Below are 20,092 nucleotides of genomic sequence, written 5' to 3' on the forward strand. Positions count from 1 at the left end.
CCCGCGTGCTGCAGTGCCTTTCCACGCGCCTAGCGGAACATCCCCCGGTGTGCGAAAGCCGCCTTGCGCAGTCGTTCTGACGTCAAAATAATCATTGGAGATAGAGTATGCCCACAAAGCAGCCGACCATCATCTACACCCTGACCGACGAAGCACCGGCGCTGGCCACCAGCGCCTTCCTGCCGGTCATTCGTACCTTTACCGGCGCAGCCGGCATCAATGTCGAAACGGCAGATATCTCGGTTGCTGCCCGCGTACTGGCCGAATTTCCCGAATACCTGACTGAAGAACAAAAAGTACCGGACACCCTGAGCGCCCTGGGCAAACTGACCCAGAACCCGGACACCAACATCATCAAGCTGCCCAATATCAGTGCTTCGGTTTCGCAACTGATCGCCTGCATCAAGGAACTGCAAGCCAAGGGCTATGCCCTGCCCGACTACCCGGAACTGCCCGCCACCGACGCCGACCACGCCCTGAAAGCCCGCTACGCCAAGTGCCTGGGCTCCGCCGTGAACCCGGTGCTGCGTGAAGGCAACTCCGACCGCCGCGCGCCGCTGGCGGTGAAGAACTACGCCAAGAAGCACCCGCACTCCATGGGTGAATGGAAGCAATGGTCGCAAACCCATGTATCCCACATGCACCATGGCGACTTCTACCACGGCGAAAAGTCCATGACCCTGGACAAGGCGCGCGATGTGAAGATGGAGCTGACCACCAACAGCGGCAAAACCATCGTGCTCAAGCCCAAGCTGGCACTGCAGGCTGGCGAAATCATCGATTCCATGTTCATGAGCAAGAAGGCACTGTGTGACTTCTACGAACAGGAAATGGAAGACTGCCGCGAATCCGGCATCCTGTTCTCGCTGCACGTGAAAGCCACCATGATGAAGGTGTCCCACCCCATCGTGTTTGGCCACTGCGTGAAGATTTACTACAAGGATGCCTTCGAGAAGCACGGCAAGCTGTTCGAAGAGCTGGGCGTGAACGTGAACAACGGCATGGCCAATCTGTACGAAAAAATCGAGACCCTGCCGGCCACCAAGCGCGAAGAAATCATCCGCGACCTGCACGCCTGCCAGGAACACCGCCCGCGTCTGGCCATGGTGGATTCCGCCAAGGGCATCACCAACTTCCACTCGCCCAACGACGTGATCGTCGATGCCTCCATGCCGGCCATGATCCGCAACGGCGGCAAGATGTGGGGTGCCGATGGCAAGCCGGCCGACTGCAAGGCCGTCATGCCGGAATCCACCTTTGCCCGTATCTATCAGGAGATGATCAACTTCTGCAAATGGCACGGCAACTTCGATCCGAAAACCATGGGCACCGTGCCCAATGTGGGCCTGATGGCACAAAAGGCCGAAGAATACGGCTCGCACGACAAGACCTTTGAAATCGCCGAAGACGGCGTGGCCAACATCGTCGACCTGGCTACCGGTGAAGTGCTGCTGAGCCAGAACGTGGAAGCCGGCGACATCTGGCGCATGTGCCAGGTGAAGGACGCGCCGATCCGCGACTGGGTGAAGCTGGCCGTGACCCGCGCCCGCAACTCCGGCATGCCGGCCGTATTCTGGCTGGACCCGTACCGTCCGCACGAAAAGGAACTGATCAAGAAGGTGGAAACCTACCTGAAGGATCACGACACCAGCGGTCTGGAAATCCACATCATGTCGCAAGTGCGCGCCATGCGCTTCACCCTGGAACGCGTCGCCCGCGGCCTGGACACCATCTCGGTCACCGGCAACATCCTGCGCGACTACCTGACCGACCTGTTCCCCATCATGGAACTGGGCACCTCGGCCAAGATGCTGTCCATCGTGCCGCTGATGGCTGGTGGTGGCATGTATGAAACCGGTGCCGGTGGCTCCGCACCGAAGCATGTACAACAGCTGCTGGAAGAAAACCACCTGCGCTGGGACTCTCTGGGCGAATTCCTGGCCTTGGCGGTGTCGCTGGAAGAACTGGGCATCAAGACCGGCAACAACAAGGCCAAGATCCTGGCCAAGACCCTGGATGCCGCCACCGGCAAGCTGCTGGACAACGACAAGTCGCCGTCGCGCCGCACCGGCGAGCTGGACAACCGTGGCAGCCAGTACTATCTGGCCAGCTACTGGGCCGAAGCACTGGCCGAGCAGACCGAAGATGCCGAACTGCAAGCCCAGTTCGCTCCGCTGGCCAAGCAGCTGGCAGACAGCGAGCAGCAAATCATCGCCGAGCTGAAGGCCGTACAGGGCCAGCCGGCCGATATCGGCGGCTACTACCTGCCGGATGCCGCCAAGTGCCAGGCCGTGATGTGCCCGAGCGCCACCTTTAACGCAGCCCTGAAAGCTGCCCTGGCCTAAGCCAGCACTGGCGCACTGTCGTGCGCATGCCCTCCCCCACAGCGCCAGGATTCGTCCTGGCGCTTTTTTTGTCCGCCCTTGCCCTGCCAACGATTTTCCAGAAAATTTGTCTGATAATCCTCTGCAAGCGCCCCGCCACGGTCTAGGCTGAGTGAGTGGAGAGACTCTGCGGACAGCCGCAGCCCCTTACCCCAGACAAGGAGAGAACAACAATGAGTGAATCCCATATCAAGGTTCCCGCAGCAGGACAGAAAATCATTCCGGGGCAAGCCATCCCCGACCACCCCATCATTCCCTTTATCGAAGGTGATGGCATCGGCATCGACATCACCCCGGTGATGATCAAGGTCATTGATGCCGCCGTGGCAAAAGCCTATGGCGGGGCCAAGAAAATCCACTGGATGGAAGTGTATGCCGGCGAGAAATCCACCCGCCTGTACGGGCCGGACGAATGGCTGCCCAAGGAAACCTTCGATGCACTGAAAGAATACGCGGTCTCGATCAAGGGCCCGATGACCACGCCGGTAGGAGGCGGCATCCGCTCGCTCAATGTGGCCCTGCGCCAGGAGCTGGATCTCTACCAGTGCGTACGTCCGGTACAGTACTTTCAGGGCGTACCCTCGCCGCTCAAGCAACCGGAACTGGTCAATATGGTGATCTTCCGCGAGAACACCGAAGACATCTATGCCGGTATCGAATGGCAAGCCGGCTCCGATGCCGTCAAGAAAGTGATCGCCTTCCTGCAAAATGAAATGGGCGTGAAGAAAATCCGCTTCCCGGACAGCTCCGGCATCGGCATCAAGCCCATCTCGGTCGAGGGCACCGAGCGCCTGGTACGCGCGGCGCTCAACTACACCATTGCCAATGACCGCAGCAGCCTCACCATCGTCCACAAGGGCAATATCATGAAGTTTACCGAAGGCAACTTCCGTGATACCGCCTATGCGCTGGCACGCCGCGAATTCGGCGCCGAACTGATTGCCGGCGGCCCGTGGTGCAAATTCAACAATCCGAAAACCGGCCGCGAAATCATCGTCAAGGACGCCATTGCCGATGCCTTCCTGCAGCAAATCCTGCTGCGCCCGGCCGAATACGATGTGATTGCCACCACCAATCTCAACGGCGACTACATCTCCGATGCCCTGGCCGCGCAAGTCGGCGGCATCGGCATTGCCCCGGGCGCCAATATCTCGGACCAGTATGCCTGCTTCGAAGCCACCCACGGCACGGCGCCCAAATACGCCGGGCTGGACAAGGTCAACCCCGGCTCGCTCATCCTGTCGGCGGAAATGATGCTGCGCCACCTGGGCTGGACCGCCGCCGCTGACCTGGTGATCAAGTCCATGGAAGCCGCCATTGCCGACAAGCAGGTCACCTACGACTTTGCCCGGCTGATGGAAGGTGCGACCGAAGTGTCCTGCTCGGGCTTTGGCGACGCCATGATCGCCCGCATGTAAGCCAGCAACAGGCCCATCCCGCCACAAGGCCCGCCCCAGCGGGCCTTGTTCGCTTCAGTCATCCACCAAGGCGCGCGCCGCATCCAGCACCCGCGTTTTTGTCGCATCCACCCGCTTGCCGGCACGCCAGGCCATCATCACCTCCCAATGCCATGCCGGCAGCTCCGGCAGGCACAGCCTGACCAGGGTGCCATCCTGCAGATCCGCCTTGATCGACAGTTCCGGCATGAAAGAGACAAAATGATGGCGCAATACCAGCTCACGCGCGGCCGAGGCCGGCTGCACCGCATGAATCGGGCTGGGCAGCTGCCGCACCATGCGGATCTGCTGGATCAGGCTCTCGCACTCATCTCCCCAGAACTGCGGCGCAATACGGTGCCGGGCAATATCGGCCAGCGCCAGCGGCCCGCCAAGGCCCGCCAAGGGATGAGCGGCAGCCACCACCGCAACAATGGGAGAGCGCCACAGCAGCTCCATCTGGATGCCGGCCATGGCCGGACATTTCAGCACAAAGCCCACCTCCACCTGCCCGGTCAGCAGGTCTTGCATGATCTGCTGCGAATGGTCGGTGCTGCAACGAATCTCCATCGGCGCATCCGCCAGCTTCATCAGCAAGGGGCCAAACACCGGCGAGGTCAGCGATGGCAGGCAGGATAGCCGGATGCGCGGCACACTGGGAGTGCCCTGCATGGCCTCCAGCCCTTGCCGGTAAGCCGCAAGCGACTGGCGCGCCGCGACAAGAAAAGCCTGACAGGCATTGGTGGCCACCGCACCGCGCCGATGCCGGGTAAACAGGCGGACATCCCACTGTTGCTCCAGCAGGCTGATGCGCTGGCTGACCTGTGGCTGCGACCAGCCACGCTTGGCCGCCGCCTGGCTGAAACTGCTCAGCTCAGCCACATCCAGCAATAACTCCAGATCAGACAAAGCCACAGACATAAGAAAATCGCATATGAAATATTAGTAGAAGTCGACTTACATAATAGCAGGCCGCCTCCCTAAAATGCTGTTCGAATGAGGAGAGCACATGGCTTCCGCACAAAGGGCACGCAAACTGGGCAAGGCATTCATCCTGCTGGACAACCTGCTGGTGATATTCGGTTTCTTCATGGTTTTTCCGCTGATCAGCCTGCACTTTGTCGATCAGCTAGGCTGGAGTGCCAGTGTCGTCGGCCTGGCACTGGCCATGCGCCAGTTCATGCAACAGGGGCTGGGCCTGTTCGGCGGTTCGCTGGCCGACCGCTACGGCGCCAAGCCATTGATTGTCTGCGGCATGCTGCTGCGTGCCGCCGGCTTTGCCTGCATGGCACTGGCTCATGCCCCCTGGCTGCTGTTTGCCTCATGCCTGCTCTCCGGTCTGGGCGGGACCCTGTTCGATCCGCCACGCACCGCGCTGGTGGCCAAACTGGTACGGCCCGCAGAGCGGCCACACTTCTACGCCATCCTGATGATGCAGGACAGCGCCGGTGCGGTGGCAGCCGCCCTGCTGGGTTCCTGGCTGCTGCAATTCGACTTTCGCTGGGTGGGTCTGGCAGGCTGCGCCATGTTCATGCTGGCCGCCCTGGTCAATGCCCTGTTGCTGCCGCCGTACCGGGTCGCCACGGGCAAGAGCTCTCCCTGGCACGCCATGCGTACCGTCTTGCACGACAGGCGCTACATGCGCTTTGTACTGACCCTGAGCGGCTATTACATGCTTGCGGTACAAGTGATGCTGCTGGTGCCGGTCACCATCAAGCAACTGACAGGCAGCTATCAGGCCGTAGGCTGGATGTATATGCTGGAAACCTGCCTGTCACTCAGCCTGCTTTATCCGCTGGCACGCTGGGGAGAGCGGTATTTGCGACGCGAGCAGCGCATGCTGATCGGCCTGGCACTGATGAGCATCAGCCTGGCCAGCATGAGCGGCGTGCGACACCCACTGGCTGCCTTCACCATTCTGGCCCTGTTCTTTCTTGGCTCCATCATCATGGAACCGGCGCGGGAAACCTATGTCGCCAGTCTGGCCAAGACGCATGCCCGTGCCAGCTATCTGGGCTGCAGCCGGATTGGCCTGGCCTTGGGCGGTGCTGTGGGCTATGTTGGAGGAGGGTGGCTGCTGGACATGTCCCGCCAATGGCAGCTGCCGGCGCTACCCTGGCTGAGCCTGGCCATGGTGGGCAGCATCACTTTGCTGGCACTCTGGGGGCAGTTGCTGCGCCCCGGAGTCGGCATACGCTGTGCCAGCAGTACCGTTTGATGAAAAAACAAAACCCGCCAGTTGGCGGGGTTCTGTTTGAAGCTGTCGGGACGTTGACCGGTCAGGTCAGCGCACCTGGCAATCCTGGCGCATCCTCTGCCTGATCAGGCAGCCTGGATGTTCGACGCTTGCTTGCCCTTCGGGCCGCTAACGATGTCAAAGCTTACACGTTGACCCTCTTTCAGGGTCTTGAAGCCTTGCATATTGATGGCGGAGAAATGGGCAAACAGGTCTTCACCACCCTCATCCGGGGTAATAAAGCCAAAGCCTTTAGCGTCGTTGAACCACTTAACGGTACCAATTGACATGTTACTTCCTTGATTGACTATGGCTGGTGAGGCCGACCAACTTAAAGCCTGCTGTCCATTCCGGCTTATCCGGGAATGCCAAACAGCTAAGCCAAGCACCTGAACAGCATTTCTACGCAACCATCGTGATAGCGTCAAGTCCAAAAGGAATTCGCACTCGCCCCTTGAAAAAAAGTCTGGGGGAACCAAAATTGAAGTAAACCGCGGTTTAACTGAAAGTCGACATGTCCACGCAGTTCAGCAACGACGCCGTCAAAGAGGTGTCAAGGGTGAGGACCACCCCTCCCCCCATGTATAAGGTATTGTTATTGAACGATGATTTCACCCCAATGGAATTTGTGGTGGAAGTGTTGCAGCAGTTGTTCCACATGAACAGGGAAAAGGCTACCCAAGTCATGTTGCAAGTCCATACGCAAGGTCACGGCGTGTGTGGCGTTTATACCAAAGACGTGGCTGCCACCAAGGTTGAACAGGTGTCGCAATTTGCCAAAGCACACCAGCATCCGCTTCAGTGCGTAATGGAGGAAAACTGATGATTGCCCAGGAGCTTGAAGTAAGCCTGCATATGGCGTTCATGGACGCCAGGCGCAAGCGCCACGAGTTCATCAGCGTGGAGCATTTGCTGCTTGCCATGATCGACAATCCCTCCGCCGCCGATGTTTTGCGCGCCTGCGGGGCCAATCTCGACCAGCTGAAAAAACAGCTGGGCGACTTCATCGACGAACACACCCCTACCGTCCCGGGGGAAACCGAGGTCGAAACCCAACCCACGCTGGGCTTCCAGCGGGTGATTCAACGCGCCATCCTGCATGTGCAGTCTTCCGGCAAGAAGGAAGTGACTGGCGCCAACATTCTGGTGGCCATCTTCGGTGAAAAAGACTCACATGCCGTGTATTACCTGCATCAACAGGGAATTTCACGGCTGGATGTGGTCAATTTCATCTCGCACGGCATTACCAAACAGCGCTCGCCGCAACACCCGCCCGAGCCACGCGAACAACACAACGAATCCGAGGGCGAAGAGCAATCTGCCGGTCCGGGTGGCGCGCTGGAAAACTACACGCTCAACCTCAACCAGCAGGCACGCGATGGCAAGATCGACCCGCTGATTGGTCGTGAGCACGAGCTGGAACGCACGGTGCAAATCCTCTGCCGTCGCCGCAAGAACAACCCGCTGCTGGTGGGTGAAGCCGGCGTGGGCAAGACGGCCATTGCCGAGGGGCTGGCACGGCGCATCGTCAACAACGAAGTGCCCGATGTCCTGTCCAAGGCCACCGTTTATGCGCTGGACATGGGCGCCCTGCTGGCTGGCACCAAGTACCGCGGCGATTTCGAGCAGCGCCTCAAGGCCGTCATCAAGCAACTGACCGAAGATGAACACGCCATCCTGTTCATCGACGAGATTCACACGCTGATCGGGGCTGGTGCGGCTTCCGGCGGTACGCTGGATGCTTCCAACCTGCTGAAGCCGGCGCTGTCCAATGGCAGCCTGCGCTGCATTGGTGCCACTACGTATAACGAATACCGCGGCATTTTCGAAAAGGACAACGCCCTGTCGCGGCGTTTCCAGAAGATCGATGTGGCCGAGCCGACCGTGGAACAGACCGTGGAAATCCTCAAGGGGCTGAAATCGCGCTTCGAGGCCCATCACGGCGTGAAGTACACCCAGTCCGCGCTGTCCACTGCGGCAGAGCTGTCGGCCCGCTATATCAACGACCGTCACCTGCCGGACAAGGCCATCGACGTGATCGACGAAGCTGGGGCGGCACAGAAGATCCTGCCCAAGTCGCGGCAGAAAAAGGTGATCAACAAGTCCGAGATCGAAGAGATCGTGGCCAAGATTGCCCGCATTCCGCCGAAGACGGTGTCCACGGATGACCGCAATGTGCTGAAAAACCTGGAGCGCGATTTGCGCAACGTGGTGTTCGGCCAGGACAAGGCCATCGAAAGCCTGGCCACGGCCATCAAGATGACGCGCTCCGGCCTGGGCAATCCGCAAAAACCCATCGGCTCCTTCCTGTTCTCCGGACCAACCGGGGTGGGCAAGACCGAAGTGGCCAAGCAGCTGGCCTATGTGCTGGGCGTGGAGCTGATTCGCTTTGACATGTCGGAGTACATGGAGCGCCATGCGGTCAGCCGTCTGATCGGTGCGCCTCCGGGCTATGTCGGCTTCGAGCAGGGCGGTCAACTGACCGAGGCCATCAGCAAGCATCCTTATGCCGTACTGCTGCTGGACGAGATCGAAAAAGCCCATCCCGACATCTACAACGTACTGTTGCAGGTGATGGACCATGGCACCCTGACCGATAACAACGGCCGCAAGGCGGACTTCCGCAACGTGGTGATCATCATGACCACCAATGCCGGTGCCGAAGCCATGTCCAAGCCGACACTGGGCTTTACCCAGTCCAAGGCTGCCGGTGATGAAATGGCCGACATCAAGCGCCTGTTCAGCCCGGAATTCCGTAACCGGCTGGATGCCACCATCTCCTTCAAGATGCTGGATGAGCAGATCATCATGCAGGTGGTGGACAAGTTCCTGATGCAGCTGGAACACCAGCTCAGCGACAAGAAGGTGGAAATCCACTTTACCGATGCGCTGCGCGCCTTCCTGGCCAAACGTGGCTTTGACCCGCTGATGGGGGCACGCCCGATGGCGCGGCTGATTCAGGACACCATCCGCAAGGCACTGGCCGACGAGCTGCTGTTTGGCCGCCTGTCCAACGGCGGAGAGGTGACAGTCACTGTCAACGAGCAGGATGTCGTCGAGCTGCAATTCGACCAGGAAACCCTGGCTGCCGAACCAGCCTGACGCATCTCGCCATCAACACAACGCCCGCATGCTGTGCGGGCGTTTTCTTTTGGCGCGCCCTCCCGACTCAGCCGCGCGGGTGATGCTGGGCATGCAGCTGCTTGAGCCGCTCCCGCGCCACATGGGTGTAAATCTGCGTGGTGGAAATATCAGAGTGTCCCAGCAGCAGCTGCACCACGCGCAGGTCGGCACCATGATTGACCAGATGCGTGGCAAAGGCGTGTCGCAGCACGTGCGGACCAATGGGCGGCAAGCCCTGCTGCCGCGCATAGCTGGCAATCAGGTGCCAGGCCATCTGCCGTGTCATGCCTGCCTTGCGCTGGGTGACAAACACCGCATCACAGGGCAGCCCGCCCAACAACAGCACACGGGCCTCCCTGAAGTAGCGCTCCAGCCAGTCCAGTGCAATCTCCCCCAAGGGCACCATGCGCTCCTTGTTGCCCTTGCCGCGGGTAATGATCAGGCCGGTCACCATGTCCAGCTGCTGCAGCGTCAGCCCGACCAGTTCGGATACGCGCAAGCCGGTGGCATAGAGTACTTCGAACATGGCCCTGTCGCGCAGACCCAGCGGTGTTTCCACATCGGGCGCCTGCAACAGCAGCTCGACCTGGCCCTCAGACAGCGCCTTGGGCAAGCGCTGCCCCAGCTTGGGATTGCCCAGATGCGTGGTCGGATCATCAGCCCTCTGGCCGCTGGCCAGCAGAAACTGGTAGTAGCGCCGCAAGCAGGATAGCTGGCGAGCACGGGTGGCTGGCTTTTCGGTATCAACCGCCATCAGCAAGGCGCGCTGAATAAGCGCCTGATCCGCCGTATCCAGCTCGGCATCCTGCGCCTGCAACTGCCGCTGCAGCTTGAGCAGGTCGCGACGGTAAGCGGCCAGCGTATTGGCGGACAGCCCGTCGCTCAGCCACAGATGATCCAGAAACCGGTCTATGCTCTCGCCACTCATGCCCTACCCTCACCTTGCCCCGGTTGCAGACGCAAAAAAAGCGCAAGGCAGCTGCCTTGCGCTTTCATCATACCTGACGGTATCAGGATCAGCCTTGCTTGCGAGCCGGCAGTTTTTCCTTGATACGTGCAGACTTGCCGGTACGACCACGCAGGTAGTACAGCTTGGCGCGACGTACATCACCACGGCGCTTCACTTCTACGGAAGCCACCAGCGGGGAGTAGGACTGGAAAGTACGCTCAACACCTTCACCGGCGGACATCTTGCGCACGATGAAAGAGCTGTTCAGACCACGGTTACGCTTGGCGATCACCACGCCTTCGTAAGCCTGCAGACGTTCGCGGTTACCTTCCTTTACCTTGACATGAACCACAACGGTATCGCCAGGAGCGAATTCCGGGATGGTCTTGCCCAGGCGGGCGATTTCTTCTTGCTCGAGTTTCTGGATCAGATCCATGTGTTACTCCGGTTTTTTGAGGATATCTTGTTCCTGCTGGTACTCTGCCAGCAGCCGAGATTCCTGTTTTGTCAAAGAGCGGCCTTGCAGCAGATCCGGGCGACGTTGCCACGTCCGTCCCAGCGCCTGCTTCAAGCGCCACTTGGCAATCAGTGCATGATTTCCGGATAGCAGTACATCCGGCACCCGCATGCCCTGATAGTCTTCGGGTCGGGTATAGTGCGGACAATCAAGGAGTCCGTTCACAAATGAATCTTCATAAGCAGACTGGGCATCGTTGAGCACATCAGGAAGCAGCCGGATGACTGCATCCATCAGCACCATGGCCGGTAGCTCACCACCGGACAACACATAGTCGCCAATGGAAATCTCCTCATCCACCTGGCGCTCGATCAAGCGCTCATCCACCCCTTCGTAACGGCCGCACAATACAATGAGACCGGGACGTCGGGACAGCTCCACCGCTTTCTCGTGCGACAAGGCACGGCCCTGCGGTGACAGGTAAATCACATGGCTCTCTTCGACACCTGCTGCCTGCTGTCGCGCCTTGGCTGCCGTAATGGCAGCTTCCAGCGGTTCGATCAGCATCAGCATGCCAGGCCCACCACCATAGGGACGGTCGTCCACACGGCGGTAGTTGTCATGGGTGAAATCGCGTGGATTCCATTTCTGGAAATCCCAAATGCCCAAATCAAGCGCCCGCTGGCTTACGCCAAAGCGGGCGATGGCATCGAACATTTCCGGAAACAGCGTGATGGCATCGATATGCATCAGTAGTCGAGGCCCCAGTCTACTGAAATGCTGGCCTCGGCCAGATTTACATTCAGCACAAACTGGCCGACAAAGGGAATCAGCCGCTGGCCGTATTCACCTTCAACTACCAATACGTCGTTGGCGCCGGTTTCCATCAGTTCGGTCACCTTGCCAAGCACCACGCCTTGCTGGTTGACGACAGACAGGCCGATCAGATCGGACCAGTAATATTCGTCTTCACCGGCTTCCGGCAATTCACTACGGGGAACGGCAACCTGCAGGCCGCGCAGGGCTTCCGCCCCATCACGATCGTCAACGCCTTGCAGCTTGGCGGATAAACCCTTAGGTTGCACTGCCCCGTTTTCAAATGTGTACGGCTTCCAGCTGTCATCCTTGCCCAGCCACCAGACCGGGTAGTCAAACAGACCGTCAGCGTATTCGGTATCGGCCTGGACTTTCACCCAGCCCTTGATACCGAAGGCGCCACGCACAAACCCCATCAAGACGAGATCTTCTTTGCGCATGCGCCTTAGTCCGTTAGTTGAGTCAACGAACGATTAGGCAGCAACCTTCTGCTCTTTCAGCAGCTTGGCTACGGCGTCGGTAACCTGAGCGCCAACGCCGATCCAGTAGTTCAGACGATCGGAAGTCAGGCGCACGCGCTCTTCCTTCTCGTTAGCTACCGGGTTGTAGAAGCCAACGCGCTCGATGAAGCGACCGTCACGACGGTTACGGGAATCGGTCACCACGATGTTGTAGAACGGACGGTTCTTGGCGCCGCCACGTGCCAGACGAATCACTACCATTGTCGATTGTCCTTAGATAAAAACGGTATCGTAGAAAAGCCCACGATTCTATGGCACTTTTCCCTTATCTTGCAAGCGCTTAATACGCTTGCGGCCCGGTGTGGCCCATATCAGCAGGCAGGACAGCCCTGTTTGACGGATAAAAACCACACCCCATGACCACCCGGGCGGCCATTCGCCACCCATGCTGCCTTACAGGATTTTGGTCACGATGGTCAGCGCCCGGTCTTCCGGGTGGGTTTCCACGGTAAAGCCCAGCTTGTGCATCAGCTTGAGCATGCCCTTGTTGCCGGCCAGCACTTCGCCACGCATGACCTTCAGCCCTTGCTCGCGGGCGGCATCAAACAAGGCATTCATCAAGATGTAGCCAATGCCCTTGCCCTGCCACTTGTCAGCAACTTCCAGCGCGAACTCGCAGCCCTCGTTGTCCGGGTCGGTAATGAAACGCGCCACCGCCTGCTGCTCCTCGCCTTTTTCCGTCTCGCAGGTCATGGCCAGCGCCATCTCGCGGTCGTAATCGAGCTGAGTGAAGCGCACCAGCATGGTCTGTGACAGCTGCTTGATGCTGGACATATAGCGGTTGTAGCGGCTTTCGTCGGACAGGGTCCGCACGAACTCCTGCTGCATTTCGGCATCTTCCGGCCGCACCGGACGGATGGTGACCGCCATGCCATCGTTGAGCGTGGCACTGCGTACCATGTGCATGGGGTAAGGCATGATGGCCATGTGGCCATAGCGTTTCACATCGGGCTTGAGTGGCTCGACGATGATGCGCGCATCCAGGGCGATGACCCCTTTTTCATCCGCCACCAGCGGATTGATGTCCATCTCGCGCAGTTCCGGCAGCTCGCATACCATTTCCGACACATGCAGCAGCACATCCACCAGCTCATCCATGTCCACGGCGGGCAGGTTCTTGAAGGCGCCCAGCAGTTGGCCGATGCGCGTCTTGCGTATCATGCTGCCGACCAGATACTTGTTGAGCGGTGGCAAAGACAGGGCGCGGTCATGCATCACTTCGACCGCGATACCACCGGCACCAAAGGTGATCACCGGCCCGAACGAGCTGTCATGGGTCACCCCCACCATCACCTCGCGGGCAAAGCGCCGCTTGCGCATGGGCTGTACCGAGATGCCATCGATGCGTGCTTCCGGCATGGCCTGGTGCGCGCGTTCCAGAATGCCCCGGAAGGCCGCACGCAAGGTGGCTTCGTTGCTGATGTTCAGCTCCACGCCGCCGACATCGGATTTGTAGATGATGTCCGGTGAATCGATCTTCAGCACCACCGGGTAGTGGATCTGCTCGGCCAGTGCCACGGCCTCGTCTTCGGTACGCGCCAGCAGGGTCGGGTTGACCGGAATGCGGAAAGCCGCCAGCACCTCCTTGGATTCCCGTTCGGAGAGCACGGTGCGTCCCTCCGCCATGGCGCCGGCGATGGCGGCACGGGCGCGGCTGAGATCCGGGGCCTCGCGCTTGCCCTCCAGCGGGCTGGGGGTCTGCAACAGCAGCTGCTGGTTGTGATGGTAGGAGGCCAGGTTGCGGAATACCTCGATGCCATATTCCGGCGCACGGAAATGGGCACACTTGGCCTTGGAAAACAGGTCGCGGCTTTCCGACACCTTGGCATCCCCCAGCCAGGACAGGAACATCGGCTTGCTCGATTCACGCTGCAGGCCAATCATCAGCTGCGCCGTGGTCAGGTGATCCGTGCCGGCCTGCGGGGTGAAGATCACCAGTACCCCATCCACATTGGGGTCGTCGATACAGGCCTTTACCGCCGTGCGAAAACGCACCGGGCTGGCGTCGCCGATCAGGTCGATGGGGTTGCCATGCGACCAGTTGCGCGGCAAGGCATTGTTGAGCAGCTCCATGGTGCTGTCGCTCAGCCTGGCCAGCTCCACGCCATTGGTATATGCACTGTCGGCCGCCAGCACACCGGGGCCGATACCGTTCGTCACAATGGCCAGCCGTTTGCCACCCACGCGGAAATTGGCCGCCAGCACCTTGGCCGCGGTAAACAGCTGGGCAATGGAGGACACGCGCAATACACCGGCTCGCGACAGCGCCGCGTCAAACACATCGCCACTCTCGATCAGGTTGCTCGAATGCGTCACCCCGGTCACATCGTCCTGGTAACGACCAGACTTGATCACCACCACCGGCTTGGTACGGGCGGCCGCACGCAGTGCACTCATGAAACGGCGCGCATGATGAATGTGGTGAACATGCAACAGAATGCCCTGGGTGAAGTTATCTGCCACCAGGTAATCCAGGATCTCACCGAAATCGACATCCAGCGCCTCGCCCACCGAAATCACGCTGGAAAAACCGATGCCCTTGCTGTCGGCCCAGTCCAGCATGGCGGTACACAAGGCAGAGGACTGCGACACCAGCGCCATATTGCCCGGGCGCACCTTGCTGGTGTAGTTGGTGGCATTGAAACCGGCCACCGGTCGCATCAGGCCCAGTACATTCGGCCCCAGCACACGGATGCCGTAATGGCGGGCAATCGAGACCGATTCATTCAGGATCTCGCGCTCCAGCTGTTCGCTGTCGGAAAACTCCTTGGCCAGCAGCACCGCCTTGATGCCCTTCTTGCCACAGTCTTTGATGATGGCCGGCAGGGTGCGGATTGCGGTACACACCACCGCCATATCCACCGCCGCGTCGATCAGGCGTACCGACGGCACGGCCGGAATGCCACCGACCACTTTGTGATTGAGATTGACCGGAAACAGCTTGCCTTGAAAATTGCCAGCCAGCAGGTTGGCAAACACCGCCTGACCGATGGACCCCGGGGTATCGCTGGCACCGACAACCGCGACATTACGCGGCGAAAAGAGCGAAGTAAGGTAGTGAGGCCTCATGGCAGTAGTTCCAGTTCTGTTGAATCAAGCAATAAAGCATCGTTTAAAGGCGCCTTGCCGGATGCCGTGGCAGCTGACGAGCGAAAACCCTTTGTGACACAGCGGCTTGCGTTAACCATGCCGCCATTATTTCCCGATCATGTTGCGACAGTATTGTGCATTGCACAATAAGGAGTAACGATAATACAAATCACCCTCCCCTACTGGCACACAGGCCAGCGCCGCTGGCAGGGCAGCAGATCGCCACGGTTGGCCGCAAGCCATCTTCCCGCAAACATCAACATGTCATGTTGACTTCAGGCAAGCAGGCCACAAATGAATTTTATAGCAAAGACCAATGGCACCTGACGGACCCGGGGCCGCTTTACTGGTGGTAATCGCACTGCAATATTGCTAATCTTGCCTGCTTGGCAACCCATTGCGTTGCATCGCAACAAATTCATTCAGCCCGCCCGCAGCACGCTGGCGAGCAGGAGTCAGCCCATCATGACGAAGCGCGTCGTCACCCTTGCCCACTACTATACCCAGCCGGAAATCCAGCAGATGGCTGACAAGGTGGGAGACAGCCTGGAGCTGTCCTTGTACGCCAAAGAAGCCAATGCCGACATCATCGTGTTTGCCGGCGTCCGTTTCATGGCCGAAACCGCCAAAATCCTCAACCCGCAGGCCGAAGTCATCCTGCCGGATGCAGGCTCCACCTGTTCGCTGGTGACCCAGACGGATGTCACTGCGCTCAAGGCCTGGCGCGAAAGCCACCCCGACCACGTGCATGTGTCGTACATCAACTCCAGCGCCGAACACAAGGCGCTGTCCGACTGGATTGTCACCAGCCGCAATGTCGACGACATCATTGCCCACCTGTATGCCGAGGGCAAAAAGGTCATCTTCTCGCCCGATCGCAATATGGGCGGTTATCTGAACGACCAGTACGGCTACGACATGCCGCTGTGGTCCGCCGTGTGCGAAGTACACGACAAGTTCAATGAAGCCGCACTGGACGAAGCCTTTGCCGCCGCCAGCGGTGAAAAATACCTGATCGCCCACCCGGAAAGCCCGCTGCCGGTGTTGAAGAAAGCCGATTACGTCGGCTCCACCTCCGGCATGCTTAACTGGGTCAAAGCGTTCAAGGGTGACAGCAAGGCGGTGATTTTCGTCGCTACCGAAGACGGCATTCTCTACAACATGGGCCTGGCCCGCCCGGACCTGGACCTGCGCCAGGCGCCGATTTACGCCGGCTGCCAGTGCAACTCCTGTCCTTACATGAAGATGAATACCATCGAGGCCGTCAAACGCGCCCAGCAAGGCGAGGGCCTGCGCATCGACTACCTCAGCAGCGCACAGATGGATGCCGCCCGCGTCCCCATTGAACGCATGCTCGACTTCAGCCAGCGCTACTACGCCTGATCATGCAAACCCGCCACGGCGGGTTTTTCTTTGTCTGTCATGCCGCTGCGGTTTTCCACAGCGCCACGGCAGCGATACAATCAGGCGTCCAACCTGGAAGCACAGCATGAAGTTCCTGATCAGCAATGATGACGGCTATTTTTCCCCGGGGATCCGTACCCTGGCCGAAACCCTGTCCCGTCATGGAGAGGTTGTCGTCGTGGCCCCCGAGCGAGACCGCAGCGGAGCCAGCAATTCGCTGACACTGGACAGACCGCTCACCGTACGCCAGGCCGCCAACGGCTTTCACTATGTCAATGGCACTCCCACCGACTGTGTGCATCTGGCGGTAACCGGCCTGCTGGACTTCCGTCCCGACATGATTTTCAGCGGCATCAACCATGGCCCCAATATGGGCGACGACACCATTTACTCCGGTACGGTGGCCGCCGCCACCGAAGGCTTTCTGCTCGGCATCCCTGCCGTTGCCATCTCGCTGGCCGGCTACAGCGGCCAGCATTTTGCCAGCGCCGCCCAGGTAGCCGATCAACTGGTCACCCGCTGCAAACAGCAGCCATTTGCCCAGCCGGTGCTGCTCAATGTCAACGTCCCGGATGTTCCGCCAGAACAGCTGCAAACCATGCAGGTCACCCGGCTGGGACGCCGCCATCATGCCGAACCGGTAATCAAAGCAAAGAATCCGCGCGGAGAGACGATATACTGGGTAGGACCGGTCGGCAGTGCACAAGATGCCGGCCCAGGCACCGACTTCGCCGCCATCGCGGGCAACCATGTGTCGGTTACCCCGCTGATGCTCGACCTCACCGCTTTCGGCCAACTGGACGGAATCAACACATGGCTTCATCCGTGACACAAGACAGTCAGGCTTATGGCATGCTGTCCGATCGAACCCGCAAGCGCATGGTAGAACGCTTGCGCCAGGCTGGCGTACAGGACGAGCGAGTGCTCAATGCCATGTCCGAAGTCCCGCGCCACCTGTTTGTCGATCAGGCACTGGCCACGCGCGCCTATGACGATGTGTCCCTCCCCATCGGCCACGGCCAGACCATCTCGCAGCCACATACCGTGGCCCGGATGACTGAAATCCTGCTGGCCGGACGCAAACCGGGGAAAATACTGGAAATCGGCACTGGCTGCGGCTATCAGACCGCCGTACTGTTGAAGACCGGGGCCGAGGTGTACTCCATTGAACGACTTGGCGTTCTGCTGGACAAAGCAAGACGCAATCTGCGGGCAGCCAAGCTGGTCCACGCACGACTGGTACACGGCGATGGCCACTTCGGCCTGGCGGAAGCCGCACCGTTCGAAGGCATCATCATGACCGCTGCAGCACGCAATATTCCGGAAGCACTGGTCGAGCAGATGGCGGAAGGCGGGCGTCTGATCATGCCCGTTGGCGATACCGAACAGCATTTGTGGTTGCTGGAGAAGACGACGCAAGGCTTGCAAAAGACCCGGCTGGATCCGGTGAAATTTGTCCCACTATTGCCCGGCCGTAACTAACTCTTGCAAAAACACCACACATAACCTGTCAAATGATTTACAAAACCCAACTAACTGACATATAAAATCTCCAGGCATGCATAAACAGCATTCAAAGCGTTGGCTTGCGGCGTCACTGACGGCCGCCGTTCTTACCGGTTGCAGCAGCATGGCGCAACAAGCAGCGCCGGTAGAATCCGCCCGCCCGGCCCAGATCGCCGCGGGTACTGGCATCAGCAAACCGGCTCCCGCACCGGTCGCCGAAGTCGCCGTGGCCAGCCCCTACCAGAGTAGTGGCAGCCTGGCTGCCAGACCGGTGCAATCTGGCGCTGGCGAAAAGACCCATGTGGTACAACCAGGTGAAAACCTGTATCGCATCTCGCTGAACAACGGGTTGAAGTACAAGGATGTTGCGGCATGGAACAATCTGCCGGACACCAATATCAAGGTCGGTCAGGTCTTGCGCCTGACACCACCGGATTCGACCGGCAATACGGTGCCGCCCACTGCGGCCAAAACGGCGGAAACCGTAACGGTAGTGCAGCAAAGTTCGCGTAATACTGCTGTAGTAGAAAATGGTAATCCGGCAGCGACGAGCAGCAAGAACTACCCCAAAGCGCTCAAACTGCCCTACTCGGAAGAGGCAGCCCGCAGCCTGGCACAACAAAGCGAAGGTAGTGCCGGCAAGAAGGCGGTGATCGGCAAAAACAGCAGCGCTTCAGCTCCGATCGCACAAGCCGATAAAAAGGACAGTAGCTCCCCAGCGGCATTATCGGAAAATAAGAACAAAATAGAAGAAAAATCGCAGACAGCGCTAGGCGAAGACGCAGTCGCCTGGATCTGGCCGACCGAAGGCAAGGTGATCCGGGCTTATTCGGACAGCAACAAGGGGCTGGACATCAGTGGCCGCACAGGCCAGGCCGTCATCGCAGCCGGCGATGGCAAAGTGGTATACAGCGGGAATGGCTTGAGGGGCTACGGCAAGCTCATCATCATCAAACACAACAAAACATTCCTGTCTGCGTACGCACACAACAGCCAGTTACTGGTGAAGGAGGGGCAAAGTGTCAAGAAAGGGCAGAAGATTGCCGAAATGGGCAATACCGATGCCGATCAGGTAAAACTGCACTTCGAGATCCGCCGTTTCGGGAAACCGGTAGATCCGATGCAGTACCTAGACAACAAATCCTGAGCAGGGGTATTTCCCCCTGCAAGGAACCACCGTAGCGGGGGGAATCATGAGCCAAGACAGCGATATCCTTGAAGAAGAGGAAATTCTTGAAGAAGAAGCCGTAGAAGAAGCAGCTGCCGAAGCAGATGCCGAAGAAGCGGCGGAGCGTCAAAGTGTTACCGAAGAGGTAGCAGATGTCACTCAGATCTATCTGAACGATATCGGCAACAATGCCTTGCTGACACCGGCCCAGGAGCTGGCGCTGGCCCGACGCGTGGTGGCGGGAGAGTTTGAAGCCCGGCAAAAGATGATCGAGCACAACCTGCGCCTGGTGGTCAACATTGCCAAACACTACATCAACCGTGGCCTTGCCCTGCTCGATCTGATCGAAGAAGGCAATATCGGCCTGATGCACGCGCTGGAAAAGTTCGACCCGGAACGCGGTTTCCGCTTCTCCACCTACGCCACCTGGTGGATCCGGCAGAGCATCGAGCGCGCCATCATGAACCAGTCGCGCACCATCCGCCTGCCGGTGCATGTGATCAAGGAGCTCAACGTATATCTGCGCGCCTCGCGCCATCTGGAAAGCCAGATCGGCCGTGAACCGACGCTGGACGAAATCGCTCACCTGGTCGGCAAGCCGGTGGAGGATGTGCGCAAGGTGATGAACCTGAATGAGCGCATGGCCTCACTGGATGCACCGCTGGATATCGATCCCATGCTGTCGATTGGTGAATCGATCCCGGACGAGCAGCATGAAGAGCCGGAAATCCAGTTGCACAACAGCCAGCTGGAAATGTTTGTCAAAGACTGGCTATCCCAGCTGAACGAGAAGCAGTGCATGGTGATAGAGCGCCGTTACGGCTTGAATGGCCATGAAATCTGCACGCTGGAAGAACTGGCCGCCGCCTTGAACCTGACCCGCGAGCGGGTACGGCAGATTCAGATCGAAGGCCTGGAGCAACTGCGCCGCATCCTGCGTCGCAAGGGTATTTCCCGCGACTTCCTGCTGTAAGCCGCCACGCGGTACTCAGCCGGTTTCAG

The 20,092-nt window shown here is 59.3% G+C and carries 18 protein-coding genes; 10 read left to right on the forward strand and 8 right to left on the reverse strand.

Translation table 11 applies throughout. The features are described from left to right. The first annotated feature begins 107 nt into the window (after positions 1–107). Both JHD64_RS09290 and icd read left to right on the forward strand, forming a co-directional pair. Complete coding sequence (locus JHD64_RS09290; protein ID WP_199053067.1) at positions 108–2,345, forward strand: NADP-dependent isocitrate dehydrogenase; 2,238 nt, start codon at positions 108–110, stop codon at positions 2,343–2,345. A 212-nt stretch (positions 2,346–2,557) separates the two neighbouring features. Next, positions 2,558–3,802, forward strand: a complete 1,245-nt coding sequence (gene icd, locus JHD64_RS09295; protein WP_059284669.1) for an NADP-dependent isocitrate dehydrogenase — start codon at positions 2,558–2,560, stop codon at positions 3,800–3,802. 54 nt (positions 3,803–3,856) lie between these two features. Here the strand turns inward: icd and JHD64_RS09300 are convergent, their stop codons facing one another. After that, on the reverse strand, positions 3,857–4,741 hold the full coding sequence (locus JHD64_RS09300; RefSeq protein WP_199053068.1) for a LysR family transcriptional regulator: 885 nt from the start codon (positions 4,739–4,741) through the stop codon (positions 3,857–3,859). An 88-nt stretch (positions 4,742–4,829) separates the two neighbouring features. On the opposite strand from JHD64_RS09300, the gene mdtH reads away from it, so the two are divergent. After that, positions 4,830–6,038, forward strand: coding sequence for a multidrug efflux MFS transporter MdtH (gene mdtH / locus JHD64_RS09305; protein ID WP_059284671.1), 1,209 nt, complete (start codon positions 4,830–4,832; stop codon positions 6,036–6,038). A gap of 104 nt (positions 6,039–6,142) precedes the next feature. Here mdtH and JHD64_RS09310 read toward each other — a convergent pair whose 3' ends face one another. Continuing rightward, positions 6,143–6,346, reverse strand: coding sequence for a cold-shock protein (locus JHD64_RS09310; protein ID WP_045846595.1), 204 nt, complete (start codon positions 6,344–6,346; stop codon positions 6,143–6,145). A 224-nt stretch (positions 6,347–6,570) separates the two neighbouring features. On the opposite strand from JHD64_RS09310, the gene clpS reads away from it, so the two are divergent. Continuing rightward, on the forward strand, positions 6,571–6,879 hold the full coding sequence (gene clpS, locus JHD64_RS09315; protein ID WP_059284672.1) for an ATP-dependent Clp protease adapter ClpS: 309 nt from the start codon (positions 6,571–6,573) through the stop codon (positions 6,877–6,879). Next, on the forward strand, positions 6,879–9,158 hold the full coding sequence (gene clpA / locus JHD64_RS09320) for an ATP-dependent Clp protease ATP-binding subunit ClpA (protein ID WP_059284673.1): 2,280 nt from the start codon (positions 6,879–6,881) through the stop codon (positions 9,156–9,158). Before clpS ends, clpA begins: the two co-directional genes overlap by 1 nt. A gap of 67 nt (positions 9,159–9,225) precedes the next feature. Here clpA and xerD read toward each other — a convergent pair whose 3' ends face one another. The 6 genes from xerD to JHD64_RS09350 form a co-directional block, all read right to left on the reverse strand. Continuing rightward, positions 9,226–10,107 carry a site-specific tyrosine recombinase XerD gene (gene xerD / locus JHD64_RS09325; protein WP_199053069.1) on the reverse strand — a complete coding sequence of 294 codons (882 nt, stop codon included), beginning with the start codon at positions 10,105–10,107 and terminating at the stop codon, positions 9,226–9,228. An 88-nt stretch (positions 10,108–10,195) separates the two neighbouring features. Next, positions 10,196–10,564, reverse strand: a complete 369-nt coding sequence (gene rplS, locus JHD64_RS09330) for a 50S ribosomal protein L19 (protein ID WP_059284675.1) — start codon at positions 10,562–10,564, stop codon at positions 10,196–10,198. Between the two features lie 3 nt (positions 10,565–10,567). Beyond that, positions 10,568–11,335, reverse strand: coding sequence for a tRNA (guanosine(37)-N1)-methyltransferase TrmD (gene trmD, locus JHD64_RS09335; protein ID WP_199053070.1), 768 nt, complete (start codon positions 11,333–11,335; stop codon positions 10,568–10,570). Continuing rightward, positions 11,335–11,817, reverse strand: coding sequence for a ribosome maturation factor RimM (gene rimM, locus JHD64_RS09340; protein ID WP_059284679.1), 483 nt, complete (start codon positions 11,815–11,817; stop codon positions 11,335–11,337). Before rimM ends, trmD begins: the two co-directional genes overlap by 1 nt. 57 nt (positions 11,818–11,874) lie before the next feature. After that, positions 11,875–12,123: a 30S ribosomal protein S16 gene (gene rpsP, locus JHD64_RS09345; RefSeq protein WP_045846601.1), complete on the reverse strand. Its 249-nt coding sequence runs from the start codon at positions 12,121–12,123 to the stop codon at positions 11,875–11,877. A gap of 192 nt (positions 12,124–12,315) precedes the next feature. After that, the gene (locus JHD64_RS09350; protein ID WP_110313114.1) at positions 12,316–14,991 is read right to left on the reverse strand and encodes a bifunctional acetate--CoA ligase family protein/GNAT family N-acetyltransferase; all 2,676 of its coding nucleotides are present in this window, start codon (positions 14,989–14,991) and stop codon (positions 12,316–12,318) included. Positions 14,992–15,477: 486 nt separating this feature from the next. Between JHD64_RS09350 and nadA the strand changes: the two genes are divergently transcribed. The 5 genes from nadA (at position 15,478) to rpoS (ending at position 20,063) form a co-directional block, all read left to right on the forward strand. After that, positions 15,478–16,395: a quinolinate synthase NadA gene (nadA, locus tag JHD64_RS09355; RefSeq protein ID WP_059284615.1), complete on the forward strand. Its 918-nt coding sequence runs from the start codon at positions 15,478–15,480 to the stop codon at positions 16,393–16,395. Between the two features lie 106 nt (positions 16,396–16,501). Further along, positions 16,502–17,245, forward strand: a complete 744-nt coding sequence (gene surE / locus JHD64_RS09360) for a 5'/3'-nucleotidase SurE (protein ID WP_059284614.1) — start codon at positions 16,502–16,504, stop codon at positions 17,243–17,245. Next, on the forward strand, positions 17,230–17,898 hold the full coding sequence (locus tag JHD64_RS09365; protein ID WP_059284613.1) for a protein-L-isoaspartate(D-aspartate) O-methyltransferase: 669 nt from the start codon (positions 17,230–17,232) through the stop codon (positions 17,896–17,898). The genes surE and JHD64_RS09365 overlap by 16 nt, the downstream gene beginning before the upstream one ends. A gap of 76 nt (positions 17,899–17,974) precedes the next feature. Beyond that, positions 17,975–19,069 (forward strand): peptidoglycan DD-metalloendopeptidase family protein, encoded by a 1,095-nt coding sequence (locus JHD64_RS09370; RefSeq protein WP_233170418.1) that lies wholly within the window; start codon positions 17,975–17,977, stop codon positions 19,067–19,069. 46 nt (positions 19,070–19,115) lie between these two features. Then, the gene (gene rpoS, locus JHD64_RS09375; protein ID WP_059284611.1) at positions 19,116–20,063 is read left to right on the forward strand and encodes an RNA polymerase sigma factor RpoS; all 948 of its coding nucleotides are present in this window, start codon (positions 19,116–19,118) and stop codon (positions 20,061–20,063) included. Positions 20,064–20,092 lie beyond the last annotated feature (29 nt).

It is taken from the genome of Aquitalea sp. ASV15 (assembly GCF_016429115.1).
Lineage (GTDB): Bacteria > Pseudomonadota > Gammaproteobacteria > Burkholderiales > Chromobacteriaceae > Aquitalea > Aquitalea magnusonii.

Excerpts from the sequence above, each read along its gene's own strand:
- rimM (WP_059284679.1), bottom strand. The coding sequence starts at position 11,817 with ATGGGGTTTGTGCGTGGCGCCTTCGGTATCAAGGGCTGGGTGAAAGTC.
- xerD (WP_199053069.1), bottom strand. The coding sequence starts at position 10,107 with ATGAGTGGCGAGAGCATAGACCGGTTTCTGGATCATCTGTGGCTGAGC.
- clpA (WP_059284673.1), top strand. The coding sequence starts at position 6,879 with ATGATTGCCCAGGAGCTTGAAGTAAGCCTGCATATGGCGTTCATGGAC.
- JHD64_RS09365 (WP_059284613.1), top strand. The coding sequence starts at position 17,230 with ATGGCTTCATCCGTGACACAAGACAGTCAGGCTTATGGCATGCTGTCC.
- JHD64_RS09310 (WP_045846595.1), bottom strand. The coding sequence starts at position 6,346 with ATGTCAATTGGTACCGTTAAGTGGTTCAACGACGCTAAAGGCTTTGGC.
- mdtH (WP_059284671.1), top strand. The coding sequence starts at position 4,830 with ATGGCTTCCGCACAAAGGGCACGCAAACTGGGCAAGGCATTCATCCTG.
- surE (WP_059284614.1), top strand. The coding sequence starts at position 16,502 with ATGAAGTTCCTGATCAGCAATGATGACGGCTATTTTTCCCCGGGGATC.
- clpS (WP_059284672.1), top strand. The coding sequence starts at position 6,571 with ATGTCCACGCAGTTCAGCAACGACGCCGTCAAAGAGGTGTCAAGGGTG.
- icd (WP_059284669.1), top strand. The coding sequence starts at position 2,558 with ATGAGTGAATCCCATATCAAGGTTCCCGCAGCAGGACAGAAAATCATT.
- JHD64_RS09370 (WP_233170418.1), top strand. The coding sequence starts at position 17,975 with ATGCATAAACAGCATTCAAAGCGTTGGCTTGCGGCGTCACTGACGGCC.
- rpoS (WP_059284611.1), top strand. The coding sequence starts at position 19,116 with ATGAGCCAAGACAGCGATATCCTTGAAGAAGAGGAAATTCTTGAAGAA.
- trmD (WP_199053070.1), bottom strand. The coding sequence starts at position 11,335 with ATGCATATCGATGCCATCACGCTGTTTCCGGAAATGTTCGATGCCATC.
- JHD64_RS09300 (WP_199053068.1), bottom strand. The coding sequence starts at position 4,741 with ATGTCTGTGGCTTTGTCTGATCTGGAGTTATTGCTGGATGTGGCTGAG.
- rpsP (WP_045846601.1), bottom strand. The coding sequence starts at position 12,123 with ATGGTAGTGATTCGTCTGGCACGTGGCGGCGCCAAGAACCGTCCGTTC.
- rplS (WP_059284675.1), bottom strand. The coding sequence starts at position 10,564 with ATGGATCTGATCCAGAAACTCGAGCAAGAAGAAATCGCCCGCCTGGGC.
- JHD64_RS09290 (WP_199053067.1), top strand. The coding sequence starts at position 108 with ATGCCCACAAAGCAGCCGACCATCATCTACACCCTGACCGACGAAGCA.
- JHD64_RS09350 (WP_110313114.1), bottom strand. The coding sequence starts at position 14,991 with ATGAGGCCTCACTACCTTACTTCGCTCTTTTCGCCGCGTAATGTCGCG.
- nadA (WP_059284615.1), top strand. The coding sequence starts at position 15,478 with ATGACGAAGCGCGTCGTCACCCTTGCCCACTACTATACCCAGCCGGAA.